We start from the raw sequence: 20996 nt of genomic DNA on the forward strand, positions 1-20996 counted from the left end.
CTGTGGCAAACCTGCTTGAAGTACGCGATCTGCGCGTCAGTTTCGGCACGCACGAAGCGGTGCGCGGCCTGAGTTTCGACATCGCGCAAGGGGAGACGCTGGCGCTCGTCGGCGAATCCGGTTGCGGCAAATCGGCAACGGCGCTGTCGCTGATGCGCCTCGTGCCCGCGCCGGGACGCGTGACGGGGAGCTTGCGCTTCGATGGCCACGAGCTGCTCGACCTGTCGCCGCGCGAAATCCGCCAGGTCCGCGGCCAGCAGATTTCGATGATTTTCCAGGAGCCGATGACGTCGCTCAATCCGGTGCTGTCGATTGGCGCGCAGATCGTCGAGACCTTGCGTCAGCATGAAGATCTGTCGAAGGCGGCCGCGTTAAAGCGCGCCGTCGAATTGCTCGAACTCGTGCAGATCCCCGAGCCGCAACGCCGGGTGTTCGATTATCCCCACGAGTTGTCCGGCGGGCAGCGGCAGCGGGTGATGATCGCGATGGCGGTGGCATGCCGCCCGCGTCTGCTGATCGCGGATGAGCCGACCACAGCGCTCGACGTCACGATTCAGGCGCACATTCTCGAGCTGCTCGACGGTTTGCGGCGGGAGCTGTCGATGTCCTTGTTGCTGATCACCCACGACCTCGGCGTCGTCGCGAAGCATGCGGATCGCGTGGCCGTGATGCTGGCGGGCGAAAAAGTCGAAGAAGCGCCGGTCGCCCGGCTCTTCACGCAGCCGCAGCATCCTTACACGCGGGGTCTGCTGGGCGCGTCGCTCAATCTCGCGGACGATCTGCACTATCGCGGCTGGAAGCTTCCGGAAATCCGTCATGGCATCGCCGAAGACGGCGGGCCTTCCTTTACGGTGCTGCCGCGCTCGCCGCGCCCCGGGCTCCATGTGGCGGATGTCAAAGCGGACGCGCACAGCAATGCGTCATTGGAAGGCAACGCAGTGAGCGCCACGCCGTTGCTCGAATTGCAGGATCTGCGCGTCGACTATCCGCAGCGGCGCGGCCAACCCGCACTGCACGCGGTCGATGGCGTGTCGCTGACGATCGCGCGCGGCGAGACGGTCGGCCTGGTGGGCGAATCCGGCTGCGGGAAATCGACGCTGTCCAAAGCGATCCTGCGGCTCGTGCCGGCTGCCGCGGGCGCGATCCGCTTGCGAGGCACCGATCTCGCGCCGCTCGGTGAACGCGAATTGCGGCCGTTGAGGCGCCATGTGCAAATGGTGTTTCAGGACCCGTATTCGTCGATCAATCCGCGCCGCACCGTGGCCGAGATTCTCGACACCGTGCTCGTGGTGAATCGGATCGGTAACGCCCAGCAGCGCCGCACACGCATCGCTGCGATGCTGGACCGCGTCGGCTTGCCCAGTTCGGCGCTCGGCCGCTATCCGCACGAATTCTCCGGCGGGCAGCGGCAGCGCATCGGCATTGCGCGGGCACTGGTCCTCGAACCGGATCTGCTGATCTGCGATGAACCGGTTTCCGCACTCGACGTGTCGATTCAGGCGCAGATTCTCAATCTGCTGGTCGATCTGAAGCGCGACCTCGGGCTCGCGTATCTGTTCATCTCGCATGACCTGTCCGTGGTGCGCTACATCGCCGACCGGGTGCATGTGATGCAGGCAGGTCGGATCGTCGAAAGCGGAGACCACCGCGATATCTGGCGTGCGCCGCAGCATCCCTACACCCGTACGTTGCTCGACGCGATTCCGGGCAAGACCTTCGACGACGCGCGGGCGGCTTGACCTCACCCGTCGCGCGATGGCGACGGCCTACGCCCCATATCCGGGCGGCACGACAAAACCGCCATACGCTTGTTCGAGCAAATGCGCGAACGCGATCGGCGTACGGTCTTCGAGCCACGGGCCAACGGCTTGCGCACTGACGGGCAAGCCGTCGTCATCGAGACCGAGCGGAAAGCTGGTGGCCGGCAACCCCGGCAGCACGGGCAGACCCGCCCAATGAAAGAAATCGAGGAAGCGCACGTCCCGCACGCCGTCGTCGAAGGCGACCGGATAGGTGCGCTCGTCTTTCGGCTCCTGATGGTTGTGACGGAACGCGGCGACCGGAGCGACCGGCGCGACGATCACGTCGAATGCTTTGAAAAGCCGCTCCCACTGGTGACGCAATGCATGGCGTTGCTCGTCGGCTTTGAGCCAGTCGCGGTGCGCGAGGTATGGCGCCCTCAGCCATGCGGCGTCGGCGCTCTCGTTAGCGGGGGCGAGCGCCGCGAGGCGTTGTCGAGCCGCTTCGCTCGGCACAGGCGGTTCGGCGAGCGACGAGCCGAGCAGCGTCCGGTACAGCGCATGCGCACGCACCAGATCGGGTAGGAGCCCCTGCGGCAGATCGGCGGGGCGGCTTACATACACGCCCTGCGTGCGCAACCGCTCGACCACGCGCTCGATCACGAGGCGCTCGGACAGGCTGCGTTGCGTGCCTGGCCATGTGTCGAGCACCCGGAACTCGGCGAGCCGTGCGTGGCGCGCAGGTGGCAACGTGGCGCGCCATGCCTTGGACGTCAGCGGATCGCGGTTGAGCAGCAGATCCAGTGCGAGTTCGAGATCAGCCGCGCTGCGTGCAAGCGGGCCCGCCACGCTGAGATCGCGTGCGGACGCACGTCCTCTCGGCACACCGCTGCCGGCGAGCGACACGAGGCCGTAGCTCGGCTTATGGCCAAAAACGCCGGTGAAGTGCGCGGGAATGCGAATCGAGCCGCCGATATCCGAGCCCAGTTCGAGGGCGACATAGCCGGCCGCGAGCGCCGCCGCCGAGCCGCCCGACGATCCCCCGGGCGTCCTTTCCAGATCCCACGGATTGCGCGTCAGCCCGTAGACTTCGTTATAGCTTTGCAGATCCGCGAGACCGAGCGGCACGTTGGTCTTGCCAATGATCACCGCGCCCGCTTCACGCAACGCGGCGACGGCGAGCGAATCGCGTTCGGCGCGATTATCCGCATAGGACGGGTTGCCGACACTAGTAACTAGCCCGGCAACATCGAACGATTCCTTCACTGTGATCGGCACGCCGAGCAGCGGCCGTCGCTCACCACGCGTAAGCGCCGCGTCGGCTTCGCGGGCGGCGTTGCGCGCTGCGTCGAAGTCACGCGCGACCACGGCGTTCAATACGTCATCGAAGCGCGCGATGCGAGCGAGGCTGTGTTCCAGCAGGTCGACCGCAGAAACGCGGCCCTCGGCCAGCGCGTCGGCTTGTTGCTTCGCGCTCGCAAAGGTCAGCGCATTCAGTAGCGCGGATTTCGGGTCGTCCAGTTCTGGTGTGCTCATTGTTCGAGGCCCTCGTCGGTTTGTCAGGATTTCGGTTCGATCCAGGTGTCGGAGAAATCGCCGGCGGTCAGGTCAATACTGTTGTTCAGGTTGTGCACGCGCGCGTGATACACCTGCAATGCCGAGGGCACCGTAACGAGCGGCAACACCGGCAGGTCGCGGCCGACGATCTGCTGGACTTCCCTGAACGCGGCCGCGCGCCTTGTCTCGTCGGTTTCGGTCGCGGCCGCGCGAAACAACTCGTCCACTTGCGGGTTCTGATAGTGCGACGCGTTGATCCAGATCAGCGGATGCCGGACGCCGTCCGACCAGTAGATGCGCTGCACGCCGACGGTCGGGTCATACAACCGGCCGAGACCATTCAGGTTCAAATCGAATTCGCGTGCCGTGTACGCGCGGCGCAAATAGGTTGGCAGGTCGCCGTCGAGAATCGTCGCCTTGATGCCGATGCGCGCCAACGCGGCGCGCAGATACTCCGCCGCGCGCCGAAAATCCGCGCCGCTGATGTAGTTGATCTTCAGCGCGAAGCGTTGACCGTCCGCCTGCTTTGGGTAACCCGCAGCGTCGAGCTGACGGTTCGCGGCGTCGATGTCGAACGGATAGTGGAACGTGCTGTCGTCGTAGTAGGCTGCCAAGACGGCTGGCACCGGCGAGTCGACCACGCTCGCGCGCCGGTAGAACACGTTGTCCTTGATGAAGTTCCGATCGATTGCATGCGCGATTGCCTTGCGAACCGGAAGCTGCGCAAGCACCGGATTTTCCAGGTTGAATTCGAGGAAGGCCGCGTTGTTCAGGTACGCGTCGTAGCTGTCGTCGATTTTCAGATACGGCACTTTCGCGAGCCGCCCGAGATCGGCCAGACCTACATTGGCCGCGGCGTCGACTTCGCCCGTTTCGAGCGCGGCCGAGATGGATGCCTGGTCGGGCACGATCCGATAGACCACACGGTCGAGATGCGGCGCCCCCGCGCGCCAGTAGTTCGCATTTCTGCGCAGGCTGATGTGACTGCCGCGCACCCACTCATCGAACACGAATGGACCGGTGCCGATCGGCGCGCTCAGATTGGGGCTCGTGAGCGGATCGCCGTCGCCATAGCGATGCTGCGGCACGATCGGCAATTCCGCCGACGACAAAGCCTTGATCAGATACGGCGTTGGTTTGCCGAGTACGATCACGGCCGTCAACGGATCGGGCGTGTCGACGCGTTCGACGTTCGCGAGCGTGATGCGCCCGCGCGGACCGAGACGTTTTTGCGTGAGGATCGAGTAACGCACGTCGGCCGATGTGAAGTTCTCGCCGTCGTGCCACTTCACGCCGGGCCGCAGCCTGAACGTGTAGTGCAGACCGTCGGCACTCGTGCTCCACGCGATGGCAAGCAACGGCTGCGGCCTGAACTGCGCGTCATAGCGCAAGAGTCCCTCGGTGATTTTGGCGCTGATGTTGCGGATCACCGTGTTGGTGTCGAGCAGCGACACCAACGACGGCGGTTCCTGTTGCACCGCGTAGGTCAGCGTGCCGCCCTGTACGGGCGCGGCGTTGGCTCCGGCAAGCGCGCTCGACGAAGCAGCGGCGCTGGCCGCATGTGCGAGGCGCACCGAGGCGTCCAGCGCGCCGGCGGACAGAAGCGCCAGTGAGCCCTGGATGAAATGCCGGCGATCTAAGCGCATGGCTAACCCTGTTGAAGCGGCGTCTGGACGGCTTCAACCTCGCCATGACGCACGAGGCGACCAAAAAATGGATGCCCCGGATCGTTGAAACCCGGCGTGGACGGATGTCCGCTCGTCACGAGCGAATCGACGAAGGCTTCGTCTTCAGCGTTCAGGCGGTAGGCGAGCGCGGGCAGATAGTCCTGCCACTGCGCCTCGGTGCGAGGCCCGGCGATCGTCGAACTGATGTAGCGGCTATTGAGCACCCACGCGAGCGCGAATTGACCGGCAGAAAGACCGCGGGCCTGCGCATGCTCACACACGCGCCGCGCCAGTTCGAGCGATTCGGGACGCCACTCGGTCTGCTGCAAGCGCCGGTCGCTACGCCCCGCGCGGGTGTCGGCGCCGGGCGTCGCGCCCGGTTCGTATTTGCCCGTCAGCACGCCGCGCGCGAGCGGGCTATACGAAATGACGCCGAGCCCGTAACGATGCGCCGCCGTCAATTGCTCGGCTTCGGCCTGGCGGTTCGCGATGTTGTAGAGCGGCTGGCTTGCGATAGGCGCGTCGAGTCCGAGCGCCTGGGCGGTATGGCTGAACTCGGCGATCTTCCACGCGCGATGATTGGACAGCCCGTAGTAGCGCAGCTTGCCAGCGCGGATCAGCTCGTTGAGCGCGCGCACGGTTTCTTCGACCGGCGTCTGATGATCTTCGCGATGGATGTACAGCAGGTCGATGTAGTCGGTGCCGAGCCGTTGCAGGCTCGCATCGACGGCGCGCGCGATATGTTTGCGCGACGCACCTCGCGCATTGACGTCGCGCTCATCGAGCGGATTGGCGAATTTGGTCGCCAGCACCCAGCGCTCGCGCTGTGCGGAAATCGCGCGGCCGACCACGCGTTCCGACTCGCCTTTGACGTAGACGTCGGCGGTGTCGATCGAATTGACACCCTGTTCCAGCGCCTGTTCGATGATACGTGCAGCGGTGGCCTCGTCCGTGGGGCCGCCGAACATCATCGTGCCCAGAGTCAGTGCCGAGACCTTGATACCGCTGCGACCGAGTTGTCTGTATTCCATGAGAGTCGAATTCCGTGAGAGAGTTTGAGGCGAAAGCGTTTTAGCGTTGCAGCCAGACGTCGGCGAAACTCGCCGACACGCCGTCCGGGCCCGTCGTATGGTTATGGACCGCGCGCGAGTACACGGTCAGGTATTGCGGCGACACCAGGTTGATGTCCGGAAGATCGTGTTCGAGAATGCGCTGAATCTGCGAGAAGAGCTGCTTGCGTCTGCCTTCATCGGTTTCTTCGGCGACCTGCGTGAACAGCAGGTCGATCTGCGGGTTGCTATAGTGCGATCCGTTCGTGAACGGCACGCCGCGCCGGAAGTTGTTGCTCGTATAGAGCCGCGCTACGCCGACCACCGGATCGAACAGGTTGCTCATGCCGTTGATCGAAAAGTCGAAGTCGCGATCGGTATAGATACGTTTCAGATACGCGGGCAAATCCTGGCTGCGCACGGTGACCGCAATGCCGACCCGCGCCAGCGCGGATTTCACATAAGCGGCGGTGCGCGTGGGCAGATCGCCGATCGGCAGCGGGTCGACGGTCAGCGCGAAACGCGTACCGTCCGCCTTGCGCGGATAGCCGGCTTCGTCGAGCAGCGCGTTGGCGCGCTCCACGTTGAACGGATACGGCGTAGGTGCCGGGTCGTAGTAGGGGCTCGTCGGAATGATCGGACTGGCGAGCGGCGTCGCATAGCCGTAGAAGATTACCTTGCGGATCACGTCGCGATCGAGCGCCGACGCAATCGCCTGACGCACTTCGAGTTTCTTCAGTACAGGGTTGTCGAGATTGAACTCGATGCGCGTCACACCAGCCTGGAACTCATAGCCGCGCTGGTCGAGCGCGAGCTTCGGATTGCTTTTCAGCCGCTCGATATCTGAGAGCGGCACGGGCGTGTCGCCGCTCAGGTCGACGGAGCCGTCTTCGAACGCGACAGTGCGCGCGGCAGGATCGGTGATGACCTTGACGACGATCTTGTCGAGCAGGGGCTTGCCCTTGTCCCAGTAGTCGTCGTTGCGTGCATATTCGACGTAGCTGCCGCGCACCCACTTGACGAAGCGGAAGGGGCCCGTGCCGATCGGCGCGTTATTGGCTGGGTTGGTCAGCGGGTCGGTGCCTTCGTAAATGTGTTTAGGCACGATCGGCGTTTCCGACGACGAGAACGCCTTGATCAGATACGGCGCGGACTTCGACAGCGTGACGACGACTGTATAAGGGTCCGGCGTCGTCACAGCGGTGACATTCGCGAAGGTGGTTTTGGCGCGCGGGTGGACTTGCCTGAGCGTCTGGATCGAATACGCGACATCGGCGGACGTGAAGGGCTGACCGTCATGCCATTTCACGTCGTGACGCAAATGAAAAACGTATTTGCGGCTGTCGTCGCTGACTTCCCACGACGTCGCGAGCGAAGCTTTCGGCTGCAACCTGAAGTCGTATTCGAGCAGACCTTCGACGACTTTTGGACTGACCTTCAGCACATTGGTCGCGGTCGTCGCGAGATCGACGAGAGCGGTGGGCTCCGGCGTGACGACGAAATTGAGTGTGCCGCCGCGCGTTTGGGCGTGAGCGTGAGAAACAGAGAGAGCGACGACGAGCGCGGCCGCGAATCCGAGCGCGCCATTGACAAGGCGCGCGCCGCGCCGGCGCGGCGCCGCCTGCGATGTGACGTATGCCATCGTATGGTTGTGCGAGAAGAGAGAAGGGAAGAAAGCGGGAACCGGCTCAGACCGTGGCGTGAGCTGTCGTGTCACGGCGCGCGAGTGCGCCACGCAGAGGCGCGGGATCGACCCACGCGTCGAAATCGAAGTCCGTTGGAATGAATCCCCACTTGAACAGGAAATGCTTGAAGTCGGCGAGCGCCGCCAACGCTTGCGGATCGAGTCCGATGCTCAATTGCCGATGTAGCCCGCCCGGATAGGCTCGCTCGACCCAGTGCTCCGCGCTGCGCGTTTCGCGCGCCACGTAGCGCGCAATGTCGCCGGCATGGCGTTGCGCCCAGTCACCCGCGTCCAGCGTGCGGGCCAGCACCCGCTCGACCAGATCGGGGCGCTCGCGCAGCAGTTGCGCGTCGACGGTCAACGGCCGCGGCGTACCATTGTTCGCGTGCAGCAGCCGATTCGGCTGGGCGCTGATATCGATCAGGATCTTCGCGTTCAGCAGGTTTGCGATATCGAGCCCGGTCGCGCCTTTGACGAACACCACGTCGGCCTCGCCGCGCAGCAGTGCTTCGGCTTCGCGGGCGAATTCGTGAGAGCGCTGCGCGTCCAGCCAGTCGGCGAGCGGGGCATCGGCAGCGGGCTTGGCGTCTTCGAGGCCGCGCGGCGTATGCGGGAGGTCGACCAGATCGACGTCTTCGAGTTGCACGCCAAGCGCGCCGAGCAATGACGTGAAGCCACGCAAGGCAGTCGCGCGATGGAAGTCGACCACGCTTGCGCGTGTATTGAGCGGAAAGCCGAAGCGGCGTCCTGCAAGCGCTTGCGCGCTGGCATCGAGTTGCCGGTCGAGCGTGATCAGCGCCTGGAATTCATCCACCCAGCTCACGCCGATCAGTCGCGTATCGCTGCCTTGTGAGCGCGCCCATAGCGCGGGAATATTGCCACCCTGCCGAAACGACCATGGCTGCGTGTGCGTGAAGTGCGAGCGCCGCACGGTCACGTCGTCGGCGTCCTGGAGCGCTTTGACGTCGATGCCGTCGGCGGCGAATTCCTGTTCGAGCCAGCCTTTCTGTATGGTTATGCCGAACGGAGTCGGGGCAGGGCAGCGGGTGTACCAGAGTCGGCTCATTCAATCACCTTTGCATTCGGAGATGGCGGGGCAGTCAGAGGCGCAGGCCCGCTTCACGTAGCAGCGGGAGCACGCGCGCGCCAAAGAAGTCGAGGTCCGGCTGGAAGTCGAAGAAGCTCAACTGCACGCCGTCGATACCCGCGCGATGCAGGCGCACGATGTATTCGGCAATCTGCTGCGGCGAGCCGACGATCGAGATGTTGCCGCCGACTGCTCTCGCGGCCGCCTGGTTTCGCTGCTCGGCGTTGCCTCGCCATGCGTGGGCGTCACTATCGAAGCGATGGAAGCTCCCTTCGTCGCCATGCGCGACGATCGCGTCGCGATAAGCGAGTGCTTCGGCTTCGGTGTCGCGGCAAATCACCATCGGATTGATCAGAGTGCGGACTTTGCGTCCGTACTTCGCGGCCGTCGCCTTCACGCGCGCCGTGTGGGCCGGCAACGCCGTCAGCGCCGCTTCGATTTCAGAGCCAGCGGGGCTGGTGATGAACACGACGTCCGAGTAACGCGCGGCGAAGTCGATCCCTGCATCCGATCCCGTCGCATTCACGAGCAGCGGGCGCCCGTATTGCGGCTTTGGCGTGACGAACGCCTTGTCGAGCTTCCAGCTCGACAGCTCGGGAACGAAGCTGAAGTTCTCCGGTTGTGACCAGAGCTGTTGCACCGCGTCGAGAAACTCGCCCGCCAGTTCATAGCGTCGGTCATGTTCGATGCGCTGCCAGCCGAACATTTCGTGCTCGACCGCGCGATGGCCGGTCACGACATTGATGCCCCAACGCCCCTTCGAAATGTGATCGAGCGTCGCGGAGAACTTCGCGAAGTGCAACGGATGCCACGGGCCATAAAGCACATGGCTGGTAGCAACAAGAATGATGCGTTCGGTGCGCGCGGTCATCGCCGCGAGCGACATGAACGAGTCGAGGGCCTGACCGTTGAACACGCCACCATAGCCGCCCTTCGGCAGCCACTGGGACAGCGCGAACACCAGATCGAAGCCGAGGCTCTCAGCTTTTTGCACGAGCGCCAGGTTGTAGTCGAAGTTCCAGTCGGTGGTGCGAGGCAACGTCGAGGCGCTCCAGCCACCTGCCTGAATCGGCAGGAATAGGCCGAGCAGCAACGGCTGCTCGAGCGCCCGGGCAACCGGACTATCGTTGAATTCGACAGGCGAGCGCACCGGTACGAAGGGCGTAGCGTCGCGCTTGCTGTCCAATGACTGCGCCGGCGCTTGCGGTTGAGCGGCGAAAATGGATTGGGTCACAGTTATTGTCCGTGCCGTTTGACGTAAAAGGCGCTTGTTCTTTCAAGCGCTCGGCTATCTTGCATAGTGGTTGGCGCCTGGCGCGCGAATCACACCTGAAAGCAAGGCATGAGGGATCCCGATAACACAGTAGATCACGCAAGGTTTGCAACGCAAAACAATGAATTCTTCTTTTCATTTGAGGCATTGCACTGCTCTGTGGACGTCAGTCAGCGCTGCTCGTTCCAGAGGATGTGGAAAGCGCCGCGGCAACTTCGTCGGAATGCGCCTTTGCCCAGGCAGCTGCTTCTTTGGAACCGTCGATATCCTCGCGGAGGACCAGAATACCCTCGCGGTTCCGCCCCGACGGTTGTGCGGCGATCTAGTCGTTATGTCCGCCTGGCGCCTGCTGGACGATGCAGCCCACGTTGCCGGAGTTGCCGAATGCTCGCGTCGCGAGCGCGCACGTGGGTTTCAGGTCTGACCGGTGGGTGAAGGACGCACGCCGTTAAGATAGAAGTTGCCAACAGCGGCGTATTTCCAGCGCACCGGATCATGCACGGTGTGAACTCGCGCGTTGCGCCAGTGCCGGTCGAGATTGAGCGACGGATGCGTCGAGCGGGTTCCGGCCAATTCGAACAGCTTGCTGCTCGCTTCGATTGCGATTTCGGTAGTCAATGCCTTGGCTTGCGCTACGGCGATGGACGCGGCCGCAATCGAGTCTGGCCCAATATCGGCGAGACAGCGATCGATCTCGCGACCGGCGCGTTCCATCATCGCTTCGGCCGCGTGCAGACGCGTCGTCAATTCGCCGAGCTGATGGATCACATAGGGATCGGCGCCGAGGGGCGAGATGGCGCTCGACGACGAAGCCGCGTCGCGTTCGCGAATAAAGGCGATCGTCGCGTCGATCGCGGCGCGCGCAATGCCCGCGTCGATGCCGACATGGCTGATCTGTGTGACCGCGTTTTGCGGCCAGTGCGCGTAGCTTTGGTGAATCGGTAGCACGTTGAGCGCGGGCACCCAAACATCGTCGAAAATCACAGTTCCGCTTGCCGTGGTTTTCTGCCCGAAGCTTTGCCAGTCGTCGATGATCTTCATGCCTGGGTGACCGGCCGGCACCACGGCCACCGTGCGGCGCCCTTCCTGGTCCTGACCGATGGTCGACACATAGTCGGCGAAAAGCGCGCCGGTCGAATAGAGTTTGGTGCCGGACAGCCGGAAGCCGTCTTGATCCGGTGTGATGGTCATCGCGGAGCCGCCTGGTTGCCGTCCGCCGACGTCGACATTCGCATTGCCAAAGCGAGCACCGCCCAGAATCTCGCCGAGAAAGAACGACCGCTGTCGCGCGTTGCCGGTTTTCCAGATCCAGAACACCGCGCTGTTATGGTTCTGCTGGATCTGCGCGATCGACGGGTCGGCTTCCGCGAGGATCGCGAATACGCGCGCAACCGTCGCGTAGGAAACTTGTGCTCCACCGTATTCGCGCGGCACCGTCATGGCCCACAGTCCCGCACCGGAGCAGGCATCGAGCTCGGCGAAAGGCAGGACGCGTTCGCTATCGCGACGCGCCGCGTCGAGCACGAAGCGCTGGGCGAGCGCTCGCGCGGTGTGCAGCGCTTCATCGTCGGATTTGAGAACGTGCGCCGGTGAATAGGCGCGTGCGGTAGCTCGGGCGCTCTCCTGGGACACGACGTCTGAAGCGTGGGCGGTCATCGACGACTCCTGGGCAGTGCATTCGGGAACGGGGCTAAGGCTTAACGCGGGATCGCCTTTAAACGAGTGATGCGGTGTCGGCTTCTTCCGAGGTCACGACGACGGCTCAGTGCCTGTGGCGAAAGAAAATCGGTTTTTACAGACATAACGATGCTTTGACATACAACGTTCGCTTTAGAGCAGAACCTCTCTAAGGCAGCGCTGAGCAAAAAAATGTACCGGTAAATGAATCCATTGGACAACAAACAATAATTTCTATTCTTATATGCGCCTTGATCGGGAGACAGCGAAACCGATACATGGATGTAAGCAAAGCAGAATCGCTTCGTTGGTGTATCCACGGTAGCTGGCTATGCTTTTCGGCGAATCCTACTCGCAGTTTCAACGATCGATCGGACCATTCATTCATGACGACGCTAAACGAGTACCTTCAGCACAAACGCATTGCGTGGCTCGCGAAACGCGAAGCGGCGCGCAACGACCCGGATATCAAGGCTAACCAGCTGAAAGCCAATGTGCGTGCCTTGGGACGCAGTGGCGTACGCGAAATCCGCATTCGTGACTTTCAGGTCATCAGCGACAGCCCCGCTGATTTCGCCGGCTACAACCTCGGACCAGCATCGCCTGAATTACAGCTCGGTGTGCTGGGAAGTTGCCTCACGCATATCACGCTGATTCAGGCTGCCGAGCGGCAGTTGCGGATCGATTCAATCGATGTGGAAGTGACCGGTGAACAGCATCCGCTCGCACAGCAACCGGGTTTCGAGCATGTGCCGATCTTTCCGCACAACCTGCGCTATACGCTCGATATCGTGTCGCCGGAGCCACCCGAAGCGATTCGCGCGCTGCATGAAGCGGTGGAGGCGGTTTGCCCGATCTACAACCTGCTGAAAAACCCGCAGTCGATCGTCGGTGAATTGCGGCACGTCAGCGCGGCGTAGCTAGCGTTCCATGCGCGTGGCGTTCTGCGCGTTGCACGGCGCCACGTCACCAATACCCCGACGCACGTCGCGCGACAAGCGCCGCGACCAAGGAGAGAAATGATGAGCGCAGCCCGCATTACGGAGGAAGCCGAATTCCAGATCAGCCCGCTGTCGGCGCATATCGGCGCCGAAGTCAGCGGAGTCGATCTGACCCGACCGCTTGATCAGAAACAGGTTCGGGCGATCCGCGCCGCATTGCTGAAGTGGCGCGTCCTGTTCTTTCGCGAGCAGTTTCTAAGCCATGAGCAGCACGTTGCGTTTTCCGCGCAATTCGGCGAACTGACGGTCGGGCACCCGGTATTCGGCCACGTCGAAGGGCACCCACAGGTCTACTCGATTTCGAAGTTTCGCAAGGCGACGCGCTTCGAAGGGCAACCACTGCTGCGGCCATGGACAGGCTGGCACACCGACGTGACGGCCGCCGTCAATCCTCCGTTTGCGTCGATTTTGCGCGGTGTCACGATTCCGCCGTACGGTGGCGACACGCAATGGACGAACCTCGTCATAGCCTATGAAAAGCTGTCCGAACCGCTGCGCAAGTTCGTCGACGGTCTGCGCGGCGTGCATCGCTTTGCGCCGCCGCAAGGCGTGAAAGGCACTGACGCGTTTGCGTCGGCGGTCGAGCAGCATACCCTCGTCAGCGAGCATCCGATTGTGCGCGTGCATCCCGAGACCGGCGAGCGCGCGCTATATGTGAGCCCCGGCTTTCTTAAGCAGATCGCCGGCGTCACGCCGCGCGAAAGCCAGGTGCTGCTCGAACTGCTGTGGGAGCACGTCACGCGACCGGAATTCACCGTGCGCTTCAAATGGGAAGCCGGCAGCGTGGCGTTCTGGGACAACCGCACGACTGCACATCTCGCGCCGACCGACATCTTCGATCTCGACTTCGACCGTCAGTTGTATCGCACGACGCTCGTTGGTGACGTGCCGGTCGGGCCAGACGGAAGGCCGTCGGTGTCGCTCGAAGGTTCGCCGATGGGAGCGGCCGCAGCCATTGCGCTGAACTGAGCCGCAGGTCGCTCGTGGGGCGGTCGAGTTCGTTGAAGCGCGCGCCGCGAAACCCGGTGACGGCGACGCGCCCCGCAAGCGGCGCGCTCAGAGCGCGAAACGGCCTTCCGCGACGAATGTCGGTAGCGGATTGCGCGGGCTCGGCGTCTCGCGCTTTTGCAGGGCTTCAGGCAACGAAGCCTTGTCGCCAGCGCGGCCGATGGCGACGGCCGCCTCGATCGCATAGTCCTCGGGGATCGCGAGTTCCGCGCGGATATGCTCGCGTTCAATGCCGGCAAGGCCGTGTGCCTTCCACCCCGAGAGGCTTGCCTGCAGCGCGAAATAACCCCACGCGGCGCCTGCATCGAACGAATGCGACGCGAGCGGAACTTCCGTTGCGGCCCCCGGTGGCGCGAACGTGCGCTTCGACAGCACGATCAGGATCGCGGCGGCATGTTGTGCCCAGCCGCGGTTGAACTCGTTCAGGAAGCCCAGAAAGCGCGTCCAGTGCTCCGTGTCGCGGCGCGCATAGACGAACCGCCACGGCTGCGAGTTATACGAGGAGGGCGCCCAGCGGGCCGCTTCGAGAAAGGTTAGCAACGTCGATTCTGGAATGGTGTCGTTCGTGAACGCGCGCGGCGACCAGCGTTCGAGAAATTGCCTGTCGATCGGATACTCGGCGGTACGGGAGTTCGAGGTGGTCATGTTTGTGCCATTGAGGGGAGAGAGGGGCGATGCTTACGCGTGTACGCCCGCCGGAGTCAGGACGGCGACTGGCGCCACGCCGCTGTCCGCGCGTGCAGTGCACATGAACAACCGAGCGAAGCGTGTTCGCTCAGCGCATGCATCTTGAGCCGCAACGGCATCCTGCCGGACGATGCGCGTCTCAATGCGCATTCGGCGGCTCGCCGGCGTGCCCTGGTCAGGAAGCGGCCACCGCGAGTTCCCTGCGTTCCCGCGCTGTCTGCGTATAGCGATTGACCGGACGCGCCAGCCCCAGATGCTCGCGCAGCGTGCTGCCCGTGTACTCGGTGCGAAAAAGTCCACGGCGCTGCAATTCCGGCACGACCGTATCGGCGAATTCGCTGAGTCCGCCCGGCAGCCACGGCGACATGATGTTGAAGCCGTCAGCACCTTCCTCTTCGAACCATTGCTGCAACTGGTCGGCGATGCTCTGCGGCGTGCCGATCACCTGCTGGTGTCCGCGCGCGCCCGCGATGCGTAGATACAGATCGCGGATCGTCAGGTTGTCGCGCCGTGCGAGGTCGAGCAGCAGCCTTTGCCGGCTCTTGCCGCCATTGGTTTCGGGTAGCTCCGGCACAGGTCCGTCGACGGGATATTGCGACAGGTCGATGCCGCCGGACATGTTCGATAGCAACGCGAGACCGACCGCCGGATCGATGAGCTCCTGCAACGCGTCGAACTTGTCGCGCGCTTCCTGCTGCGTCTTGCCGATCACCGGGAAGATGCCCGGCATGATCTTCAGGTGTTCGGGCGCGCGTCCGTAACGCGCGAGCCGTCCTTTGACGTCGCGGTAGAACTGCTGCGCTTCGTCGAGCGTCTGATGCGCGACGAAAATCACCTCGGCCGTTTGCGCAGCCAGCTCGCGCCCGGCTTCCGACGCGCCCGCCTGCACGACGACTGGCCAACCCTGCGGCGAACGCGCGACGTTCAGCGGTCCGCGCACGCTGAAATGCTTGCCGCGATGGTCAAGCACATGCAGTTTGTCGGCATCGAAATAGATGCCGCTCGCCTTGTCGCGCACGAACGCGTCGTCTTCCCAACTGTCCCACAAACCCGCGACCACGTCGTAGAACTCTTTCGCGCGCTCGTAGCGCACCGCGTGATCGAGGTGTTTGTCACGGCTGAAATTGTGCGCTTCCGTTTCCGTGCTGGACGTGACGAGGTTCCAGCCCGATCGGCCACCGCTCAGATGATCGAGCGACGCGAATTTGCGCGCGACGTTGTACGGCTCGTTAAAGCTGGTCGACACGGTCGCGATCAGCCCGATGCGCTCCGTCACGACCGACAGCGCGGCCAGCAGCGTCAACGGCTCGAAGTGATCGGCGCGCGCGGTGCGCGACAGCGAGGGCAGATGCGTATCGCGCACGCTGACGCTGTCCGCGAAAAAGATCGCGTCGAATTTGGCCTGCTCGGCGATGCGCGCGAGCTGCGCGTAGTGGGCGAAGTCGAGGCCCCCCGCCGCATGCGTGTCGGGGTGACGCCACGCGGCGATATGATGGCCCGTCTCCATCAGGAATGCACCGAGGCTCATCTGTCGTTTATGTTGTGATGCTGCGCTCACTGCTCGCTCCTTGTGACCGACGTTGAGGAAAGATCGTGTTGATCGGCGCAGATGTCAGCGTGCGTTTTCGGCGCGCTCCGAGAAATCCGCGAGGATCCGTTCGCGCAACTGCACGAAACGCGGGTCGCTGCGGTCACGCGGCCGCGGCAAGCCAACCTGCGTAATACGATTGATACGGCCGGGGCGCGGCGCCATCGTCACCACGCGATCGCCAAGATGGATCGCTTCGTCGACGTCATGCGTGACGAGGATCATCGTGATGCGCTCGCTGTTCCAGATCCGCTGCAACTCGTTTTGCAAACGTGTGCGCGTGAGGGCGTCGAGCGCCCCGAACGGTTCGTCCAGCAACAGCACGCGCGGGCGATTTACGAGCCCGCGCGCAATCGCCACGCGCTGCGCCATGCCGCCGGAAAGCTGATGCGGATACGCATGCTCGAAGCCTTGCAGGCCGACGAGTGCGACGTGCTCAGACACCGCGTCGCGCTTCTGCTGCGGCGAAAGCGGCGCGTTGCGCAGCGCGGCGAGAATATTCTGCGAGGCTGTGAGCCACGGAAACAGCCGGTGATCCTGAAACACGATGCCGCGTTCGAGAGACGTATCGTGCACCCGCTCGCCGTCCACGCTGATCTCGCCGCGATAGTCGGTGTCGAGTCCGGCGACTAGCCGCAGCAGCGTCGACTTGCCGCAGCCGCTGGCGCCGAGCACGCTAATGAATTCGCCGGCCGCGATGTCGAGTGAGATGTCATCGAGCACGAGCAGGTCGTCGTCCGCATCGGGTTGGCGCGCATAGCGCTTGCTGACGCCGCGGATGGGGATGCCTTCGGAAATCGTGGTGGTCATGAGTTCGCTTCCTGTTGTTGAGCCGCTTCAAGCTACGGCGCGTTCGCGCGGCGCACCGCTGCGGCGCGCGATCACTCGTCGCTCGACGCCGCGCGCCAGTGCGTTGAGCGCCCAACCCGTCAGTCCCACGACGATGATGCCGAATAGCACGAGGTCCATCCGGAACTGCTCGCTGCCGTCGATCAGCATATTGCCGATGCCGCTGCCTGCAACGAGCAGATACTCGGCGCCGAGCGTCGCGAGCCACGAATAGATGAGCCCCAGATAGAGACCGGTGAAAATCGACGGTAACGCGGCGGGCAGAATCACGTAGCGGATCAGCTGGATGCGCGAGTAGCGCAACGCGCGCGCGACCTCGATATAGCGGCGCGGCACCGCATGGATGGCGTCGCAGGTATGGGCGGCGACCGGCAGCAATGCCGCGAGCGACAGGAACACGACCTTCGCCATGTCGCCGAGGCCGAACCAGACGGAGATCAGGGGGATCCACGCGAACAGCGAGATCTGCTTGAACGTATCGAACGTCGGCCCGATCAGCCGCGTCGCAAGGCGCGAGAGCCCGAGCGCCGAGCCGAGCAGCAGGCCGCCCGCCGTGCCGATGACGAATCCGCTCGCCTCGCGCGCCAGCGAAGCCGACAGCGCGCGCAGCAATGCACCGCTTTCGACTTGCTGCCACGCGGTGTGTGCGACATCGGCGGGGCTCACGAGCAGGCCGCTCTTGACGATATGCAACGCCGACACGAGCCACCAGGATGCGAACACCGCGAGCGGCAGCACCAGTCCGCGCCAGTTGAATGTGCCCAGGCGCTTCCGAAGCGCTGACACGCGAGTTTGCCTCGCCGGCGCTTCGCAACCGCATGGCGGTGGAGCACTTCGCCGCGGCTCAAGGAAGCGGCGCAGCGCGTCGGAAGCAGAAGTGAGTGACATGACAAGTCCCCGAACTACAGCGCTTACTCGCGAAACGCCGAAGGTTGGCCGCGCCGCAGCCGCGCTTCGAGCGCATCGAGCAGACGGTTGATCGCAAAGCCGATCGCGCCGACGATCACGACGGACGCCATGACCAGATCGAGTTGAAAGAGCTGTCGTCCATTGACGATCAGATAGCCGAGCCCTTCTGACGACGCTACCAGTTCGACGACGACCAGCGCTAGCCATGCTTTCGTGAACGCGAGCCGCACGCCGGTGGCGAGCGTCGGTACGGCGGCGGGTAGCACCACGTATGCGATGCGCTGCCAGCGGCCATAGCCGAATCCGCGCGCGACTTCATCGAGCGCGGCGGGCGTCTGGCGAAAGCCCTGCATGGCACTCAGCGTGACGGGCACGAGCGCGGCGTGCGCGATCAGGATGTACTTGAGCGGCTCACCGACGCCCACGAGCAGCAGCAGTAATGGCAGCCAGCCGAGCACGGGAATCTGCACGAGCGCATTGAAGCCCGGCAACGCATACGATTCGAGCGTTCGCGACATACCGAGCGCCGCACCGATCAGGAAACCGGCCAGCGTGCCCGCGCCGAAGCCCAGCAGCACGCGCTGCAGGCTCACGACCGTGTGGTGCGCGAGGTCGCCGCTGCGCGCGAGTTCGTACAACGTGTCGAAGACCGTCTGCGGCGGCGGCAGAATTTGCGGCGCGATCCAGCCGCGTTCGCAGCCAACGGTCCACAGCGCGAACAGCGCGGCGGGCAGTAGCCACGGTGCGAGATGCCAGCCTACGGCGCGTGCGCGTCGCTGCAGGTTTGCGCGTGCCTTCGGGTTGCTGTCGTTCGCTTTGGCCGCGGGGCGCGCGGTTGCGTGCGCCGCGGCGTGGGACCATTCGCCAAGCACCTTGCTCATTGTCGACTCCGGTCAGCCGAGGGGTTTGCCTTGCGCGTCGTAACGCGTCCAGTAGTGGTCGAGCGACTGGCTGTGCAACGCGTTGTCGAGATAGCGCGGCTCGAACCAACCGTCGACGTCGACGGGCTGCCGGATCAGCTTGAGCCTCAGCGCATCGCCCGCCACGGCCTTGTAGCGCGCGACGATGAAAGGATCGATCAGCGGCGAGTTGCGCGACTTCAGCGGCTGGTTCCCGAGCTCCGACTGCCACGACGCGTAGCTGACACCGCTCTTCGCCCATAGTTTGAACAGCGCGTCGCGGTTCGCTTCATCGGACGACCATTGCGCGCCTTTGACAAACACGTTGACGACCCGTTGCACGATATCGGGATGGGCGCGATCGAAATCGTCGATCACTAGCAGGTGCGATTGCCGGGTGAACTGTGGACCGGCCGTCTGCGATTCGAAGACGATCCTGGCGAGACCTTGTTCGCGCAGTTTGTAGAGGTGATAGTCGCTGACCGACGCGTCGATGCCCTTGGAGGACAGTGCCGCGAGCGCGCTGGCCGAATCGAGATTGATCACGCGCAGATCGCGCTCGTCGAGCTGGTTTGCGGCGAGCAGGTTGTCCGCGACGATCTGCAGATTGGTGCCCCGAAAGATCGACACGCGCCGACCCTTCAGATCCTTGATTGTCTGCACGGGCGAGTCGGGCGGCACGGCGATCTTGACGCCGACCCGCACGCCTGATTCGAGCAGGATGCGCGTCTTCAATCCGTTCGCGCGGCCGAGCACGGACGGCAGATCGCCCTGAAACGCGAAGTCGAGCGACTTGTCGGCAATGGCCTCGTTGACAGCGGGGCCCGCGCCCTTGAAGAAGAGCCATTCGACCTTGATGCCGTCGGCGGCGAACTCCTTTTCGAGCAGTTGAAGCTGCTGCACGGTGGCGGCGGGCGAGCCGCCGAAGGTTGGGGGGTCGCCGGCACCTTGCTGCGCGACGCCGATGCGGATCACGGTTGGCTTGTCCGCGTGGGCGGCCGATGCCGTGAGTGCCAAAGCTGCGGCGAGCAATGTGCACTTCAGCAGTGAGAGGATTTGCAGAAGGTTCCGAGAGCTCTGGTTAGCCATTGATCGGGGCGACGTGTAGCGCGGCGTGGTCGTGGAATGCTCATTCTTGTCGACGCTGTTGGTCGGGACAAGAAAGCAATGCAGCTATGTATATGCGCTGCCATGCTATTCGGACCGGAGAGAGAACCGTTGCCCAAAGGAGCCGTTGGGACAGGTAAATACGTGTCGCAGCGCGGGTGCGTCACTTTGAGCGAAGTCGGCATCGCGTATAGCATGGCATCCACTAGACGGGAGGACGCGGGGCGCTAGCAACGAAGCATTTTGCTGATTCTTGGCAGTGAGCGTGCAATGGCGCTTGGCGCTCGCCACGCGGCCACGCCACGAGTCATTTCAACCCTGCCACTGCGCGCCGACGCGCCAACAACCTCACCGCAAGCAGACACCCGCCCATCACGGTCAACGACAACACCGTCGTCATCGTGCCGAGCGCATAAATGACCGGCGTCGTCACCGACGTCGTGAGCCCCTGAAGCTCGAGCGGCAGCGTGTTCTGATCGCCGATCGCCTGCGAGGTGCGAGCGATCTCGTCCCATGACAGCGTGAAGCCGAACATCGCGACGCCGACCACCGACGGCCCGATGATCGGCAGCACGACATGCAGGAAACTCTGCCACGGCGTCGCGCCCAGATCGCGCGACGCCTCTTCATAGGCCGGATTGAAGCGGTTGAACACCGCGAACATCACCAACAAACCGAACGGCAGCGTCCACGTCAAATGCGCTCCGAGCGCGGAAGTGAACAGGCCCATCGACGTCGTATAGCTATCGGAAAACGATTGATACCCCCATGCCGACGCGAGGTACTTCACCCCATTATCGAGCAGCCGGAACGTCAAACCGATCCCAAGCGACACAATAATGGACGGCATGATCAGACTCGCGACCGACACGTAGAACACCGCCGTGTCGCCGCGAAACTTTCGACGAAAGGCGAGGCCCGCCGCCACTGAAAACAGCACCGTCAGCACCGTGACCGCCAGCGCGAGCCGCACGGATCGTCCGAACGCGCCCCAAATATCAACATCGCCGACGCCGTCGCGCAACGCGGCGAACCAATGCAGCGAGACACCGCGCATCGGAAACGTCAGGCCGCCTTCGGGGCCCTGAAAGGACAGAATGAATATCGTAATCACCGGCCCATACAAGAACAGCACGAACAGGCCGAACAGCAGCGCAAGCCAGTAGAAACTGGCTGGACGGCGTTCCCGATGTTTGACGCGAATGGCCTGCATTT

At 63.6% G+C, this 20996-nt stretch carries 17 protein-coding genes; 3 read left to right on the plus strand and 14 right to left on the minus strand.

Annotated features, from left to right (window positions below; genetic code table 11):
• Positions 1–2: 2 nt before the first annotated feature.
• Positions 3–1739: an ABC transporter ATP-binding protein gene (locus ACLFKU_RS05770; protein ID WP_410848457.1), complete on the plus strand. Its 1737-nt coding sequence runs from the start codon at positions 3–5 to the stop codon at positions 1737–1739.
• Between the two features lie 27 nt (positions 1740–1766).
• On the opposite strand, the gene ACLFKU_RS05775 is transcribed toward ACLFKU_RS05770, so the two are convergent.
• From ACLFKU_RS05775 to ACLFKU_RS05805, 7 genes are all read right to left on the minus strand, one after another.
• Positions 1767–3275: an amidase gene (locus ACLFKU_RS05775; RefSeq protein WP_410848458.1), complete on the minus strand. Its 1509-nt coding sequence runs from the start codon at positions 3273–3275 to the stop codon at positions 1767–1769.
• Positions 3276–3298: 23 nt separating this feature from the next.
• Positions 3299–4942 carry an ABC transporter substrate-binding protein gene (locus tag ACLFKU_RS05780; protein WP_410848459.1) on the minus strand — a complete coding sequence of 548 codons (1644 nt, stop codon included), beginning with the start codon at positions 4940–4942 and terminating at the stop codon, positions 3299–3301.
• Positions 4943–4944: 2 nt separating this feature from the next.
• On the minus strand, positions 4945–5994 hold the full coding sequence (locus ACLFKU_RS05785) for an aldo/keto reductase (RefSeq protein WP_410848460.1): 1050 nt from the start codon (positions 5992–5994) through the stop codon (positions 4945–4947).
• 40 nt (positions 5995–6034) lie between these two features.
• Entirely contained in the window at positions 6035–7654 is a 1620-nt protein-coding gene (locus ACLFKU_RS05790) for an ABC transporter substrate-binding protein (RefSeq protein WP_410848461.1), read from the minus strand.
• Positions 7655–7700: 46 nt separating this feature from the next.
• The gene (locus ACLFKU_RS05795) at positions 7701–8762 is read right to left on the minus strand and encodes an ABC transporter substrate-binding protein (RefSeq protein ID WP_410848462.1); all 1062 of its coding nucleotides are present in this window, start codon (positions 8760–8762) and stop codon (positions 7701–7703) included.
• A 34-nt stretch (positions 8763–8796) separates the two neighbouring features.
• The gene (locus ACLFKU_RS05800; RefSeq protein ID WP_410848507.1) at positions 8797–10005 is read right to left on the minus strand and encodes an LLM class flavin-dependent oxidoreductase; all 1209 of its coding nucleotides are present in this window, start codon (positions 10003–10005) and stop codon (positions 8797–8799) included.
• 465 nt (positions 10006–10470) lie between these two features.
• A complete protein-coding gene (locus ACLFKU_RS05805; protein WP_410848463.1) occupies positions 10471–11712 on the minus strand; it encodes an SfnB family sulfur acquisition oxidoreductase in 1242 nt (413 codons plus the stop codon).
• Between the two features lie 407 nt (positions 11713–12119).
• Between ACLFKU_RS05805 and ACLFKU_RS05810 the strand changes: the two genes are divergently transcribed.
• Positions 12120–12653, plus strand: coding sequence for an OsmC family protein (locus tag ACLFKU_RS05810; RefSeq protein WP_410848464.1), 534 nt, complete (start codon positions 12120–12122; stop codon positions 12651–12653).
• Positions 12654–12755: 102 nt separating this feature from the next.
• Positions 12756–13703: a TauD/TfdA dioxygenase family protein gene (locus ACLFKU_RS05815; protein WP_368581572.1), complete on the plus strand. Its 948-nt coding sequence runs from the start codon at positions 12756–12758 to the stop codon at positions 13701–13703.
• Between the two features lie 87 nt (positions 13704–13790).
• Here the strand turns inward: ACLFKU_RS05815 and ACLFKU_RS05820 are convergent, their stop codons facing one another.
• From ACLFKU_RS05820 to ACLFKU_RS05850, 7 genes are all read right to left on the minus strand, one after another.
• Complete coding sequence (locus tag ACLFKU_RS05820; protein WP_410848465.1) at positions 13791–14387, minus strand: nitroreductase family protein; 597 nt, start codon at positions 14385–14387, stop codon at positions 13791–13793.
• 217 nt (positions 14388–14604) lie between these two features.
• Positions 14605–15987, minus strand: a complete 1383-nt coding sequence (locus ACLFKU_RS05825; protein WP_410848466.1) for an LLM class flavin-dependent oxidoreductase — start codon at positions 15985–15987, stop codon at positions 14605–14607.
• 54 nt (positions 15988–16041) lie between these two features.
• On the minus strand, positions 16042–16827 hold the full coding sequence (locus ACLFKU_RS05830; protein WP_410848467.1) for an ABC transporter ATP-binding protein: 786 nt from the start codon (positions 16825–16827) through the stop codon (positions 16042–16044).
• A 27-nt stretch (positions 16828–16854) separates the two neighbouring features.
• On the minus strand, positions 16855–17754 hold the full coding sequence (locus ACLFKU_RS05835) for an ABC transporter permease (protein ID WP_410848468.1): 900 nt from the start codon (positions 17752–17754) through the stop codon (positions 16855–16857).
• Between the two features lie 23 nt (positions 17755–17777).
• Positions 17778–18656 (minus strand): ABC transporter permease, encoded by an 879-nt coding sequence (locus ACLFKU_RS05840; RefSeq protein ID WP_368581576.1) that lies wholly within the window; start codon positions 18654–18656, stop codon positions 17778–17780.
• A 12-nt stretch (positions 18657–18668) separates the two neighbouring features.
• Positions 18669–19763 carry an ABC transporter substrate-binding protein gene (locus ACLFKU_RS05845; protein ID WP_410848469.1) on the minus strand — a complete coding sequence of 365 codons (1095 nt, stop codon included), beginning with the start codon at positions 19761–19763 and terminating at the stop codon, positions 18669–18671.
• 325 nt (positions 19764–20088) lie between these two features.
• Positions 20089–20994: an ABC transporter permease gene (locus ACLFKU_RS05850; protein ID WP_410848470.1), complete on the minus strand. Its 906-nt coding sequence runs from the start codon at positions 20992–20994 to the stop codon at positions 20089–20091.
• Positions 20995–20996: the final 2 nt, after the last annotated feature.

It is taken from the genome of Paraburkholderia sp. EG304 (assembly GCF_046543485.1).
GTDB classification, from domain to species: domain Bacteria; phylum Pseudomonadota; class Gammaproteobacteria; order Burkholderiales; family Burkholderiaceae; genus Paraburkholderia; species Paraburkholderia youngii.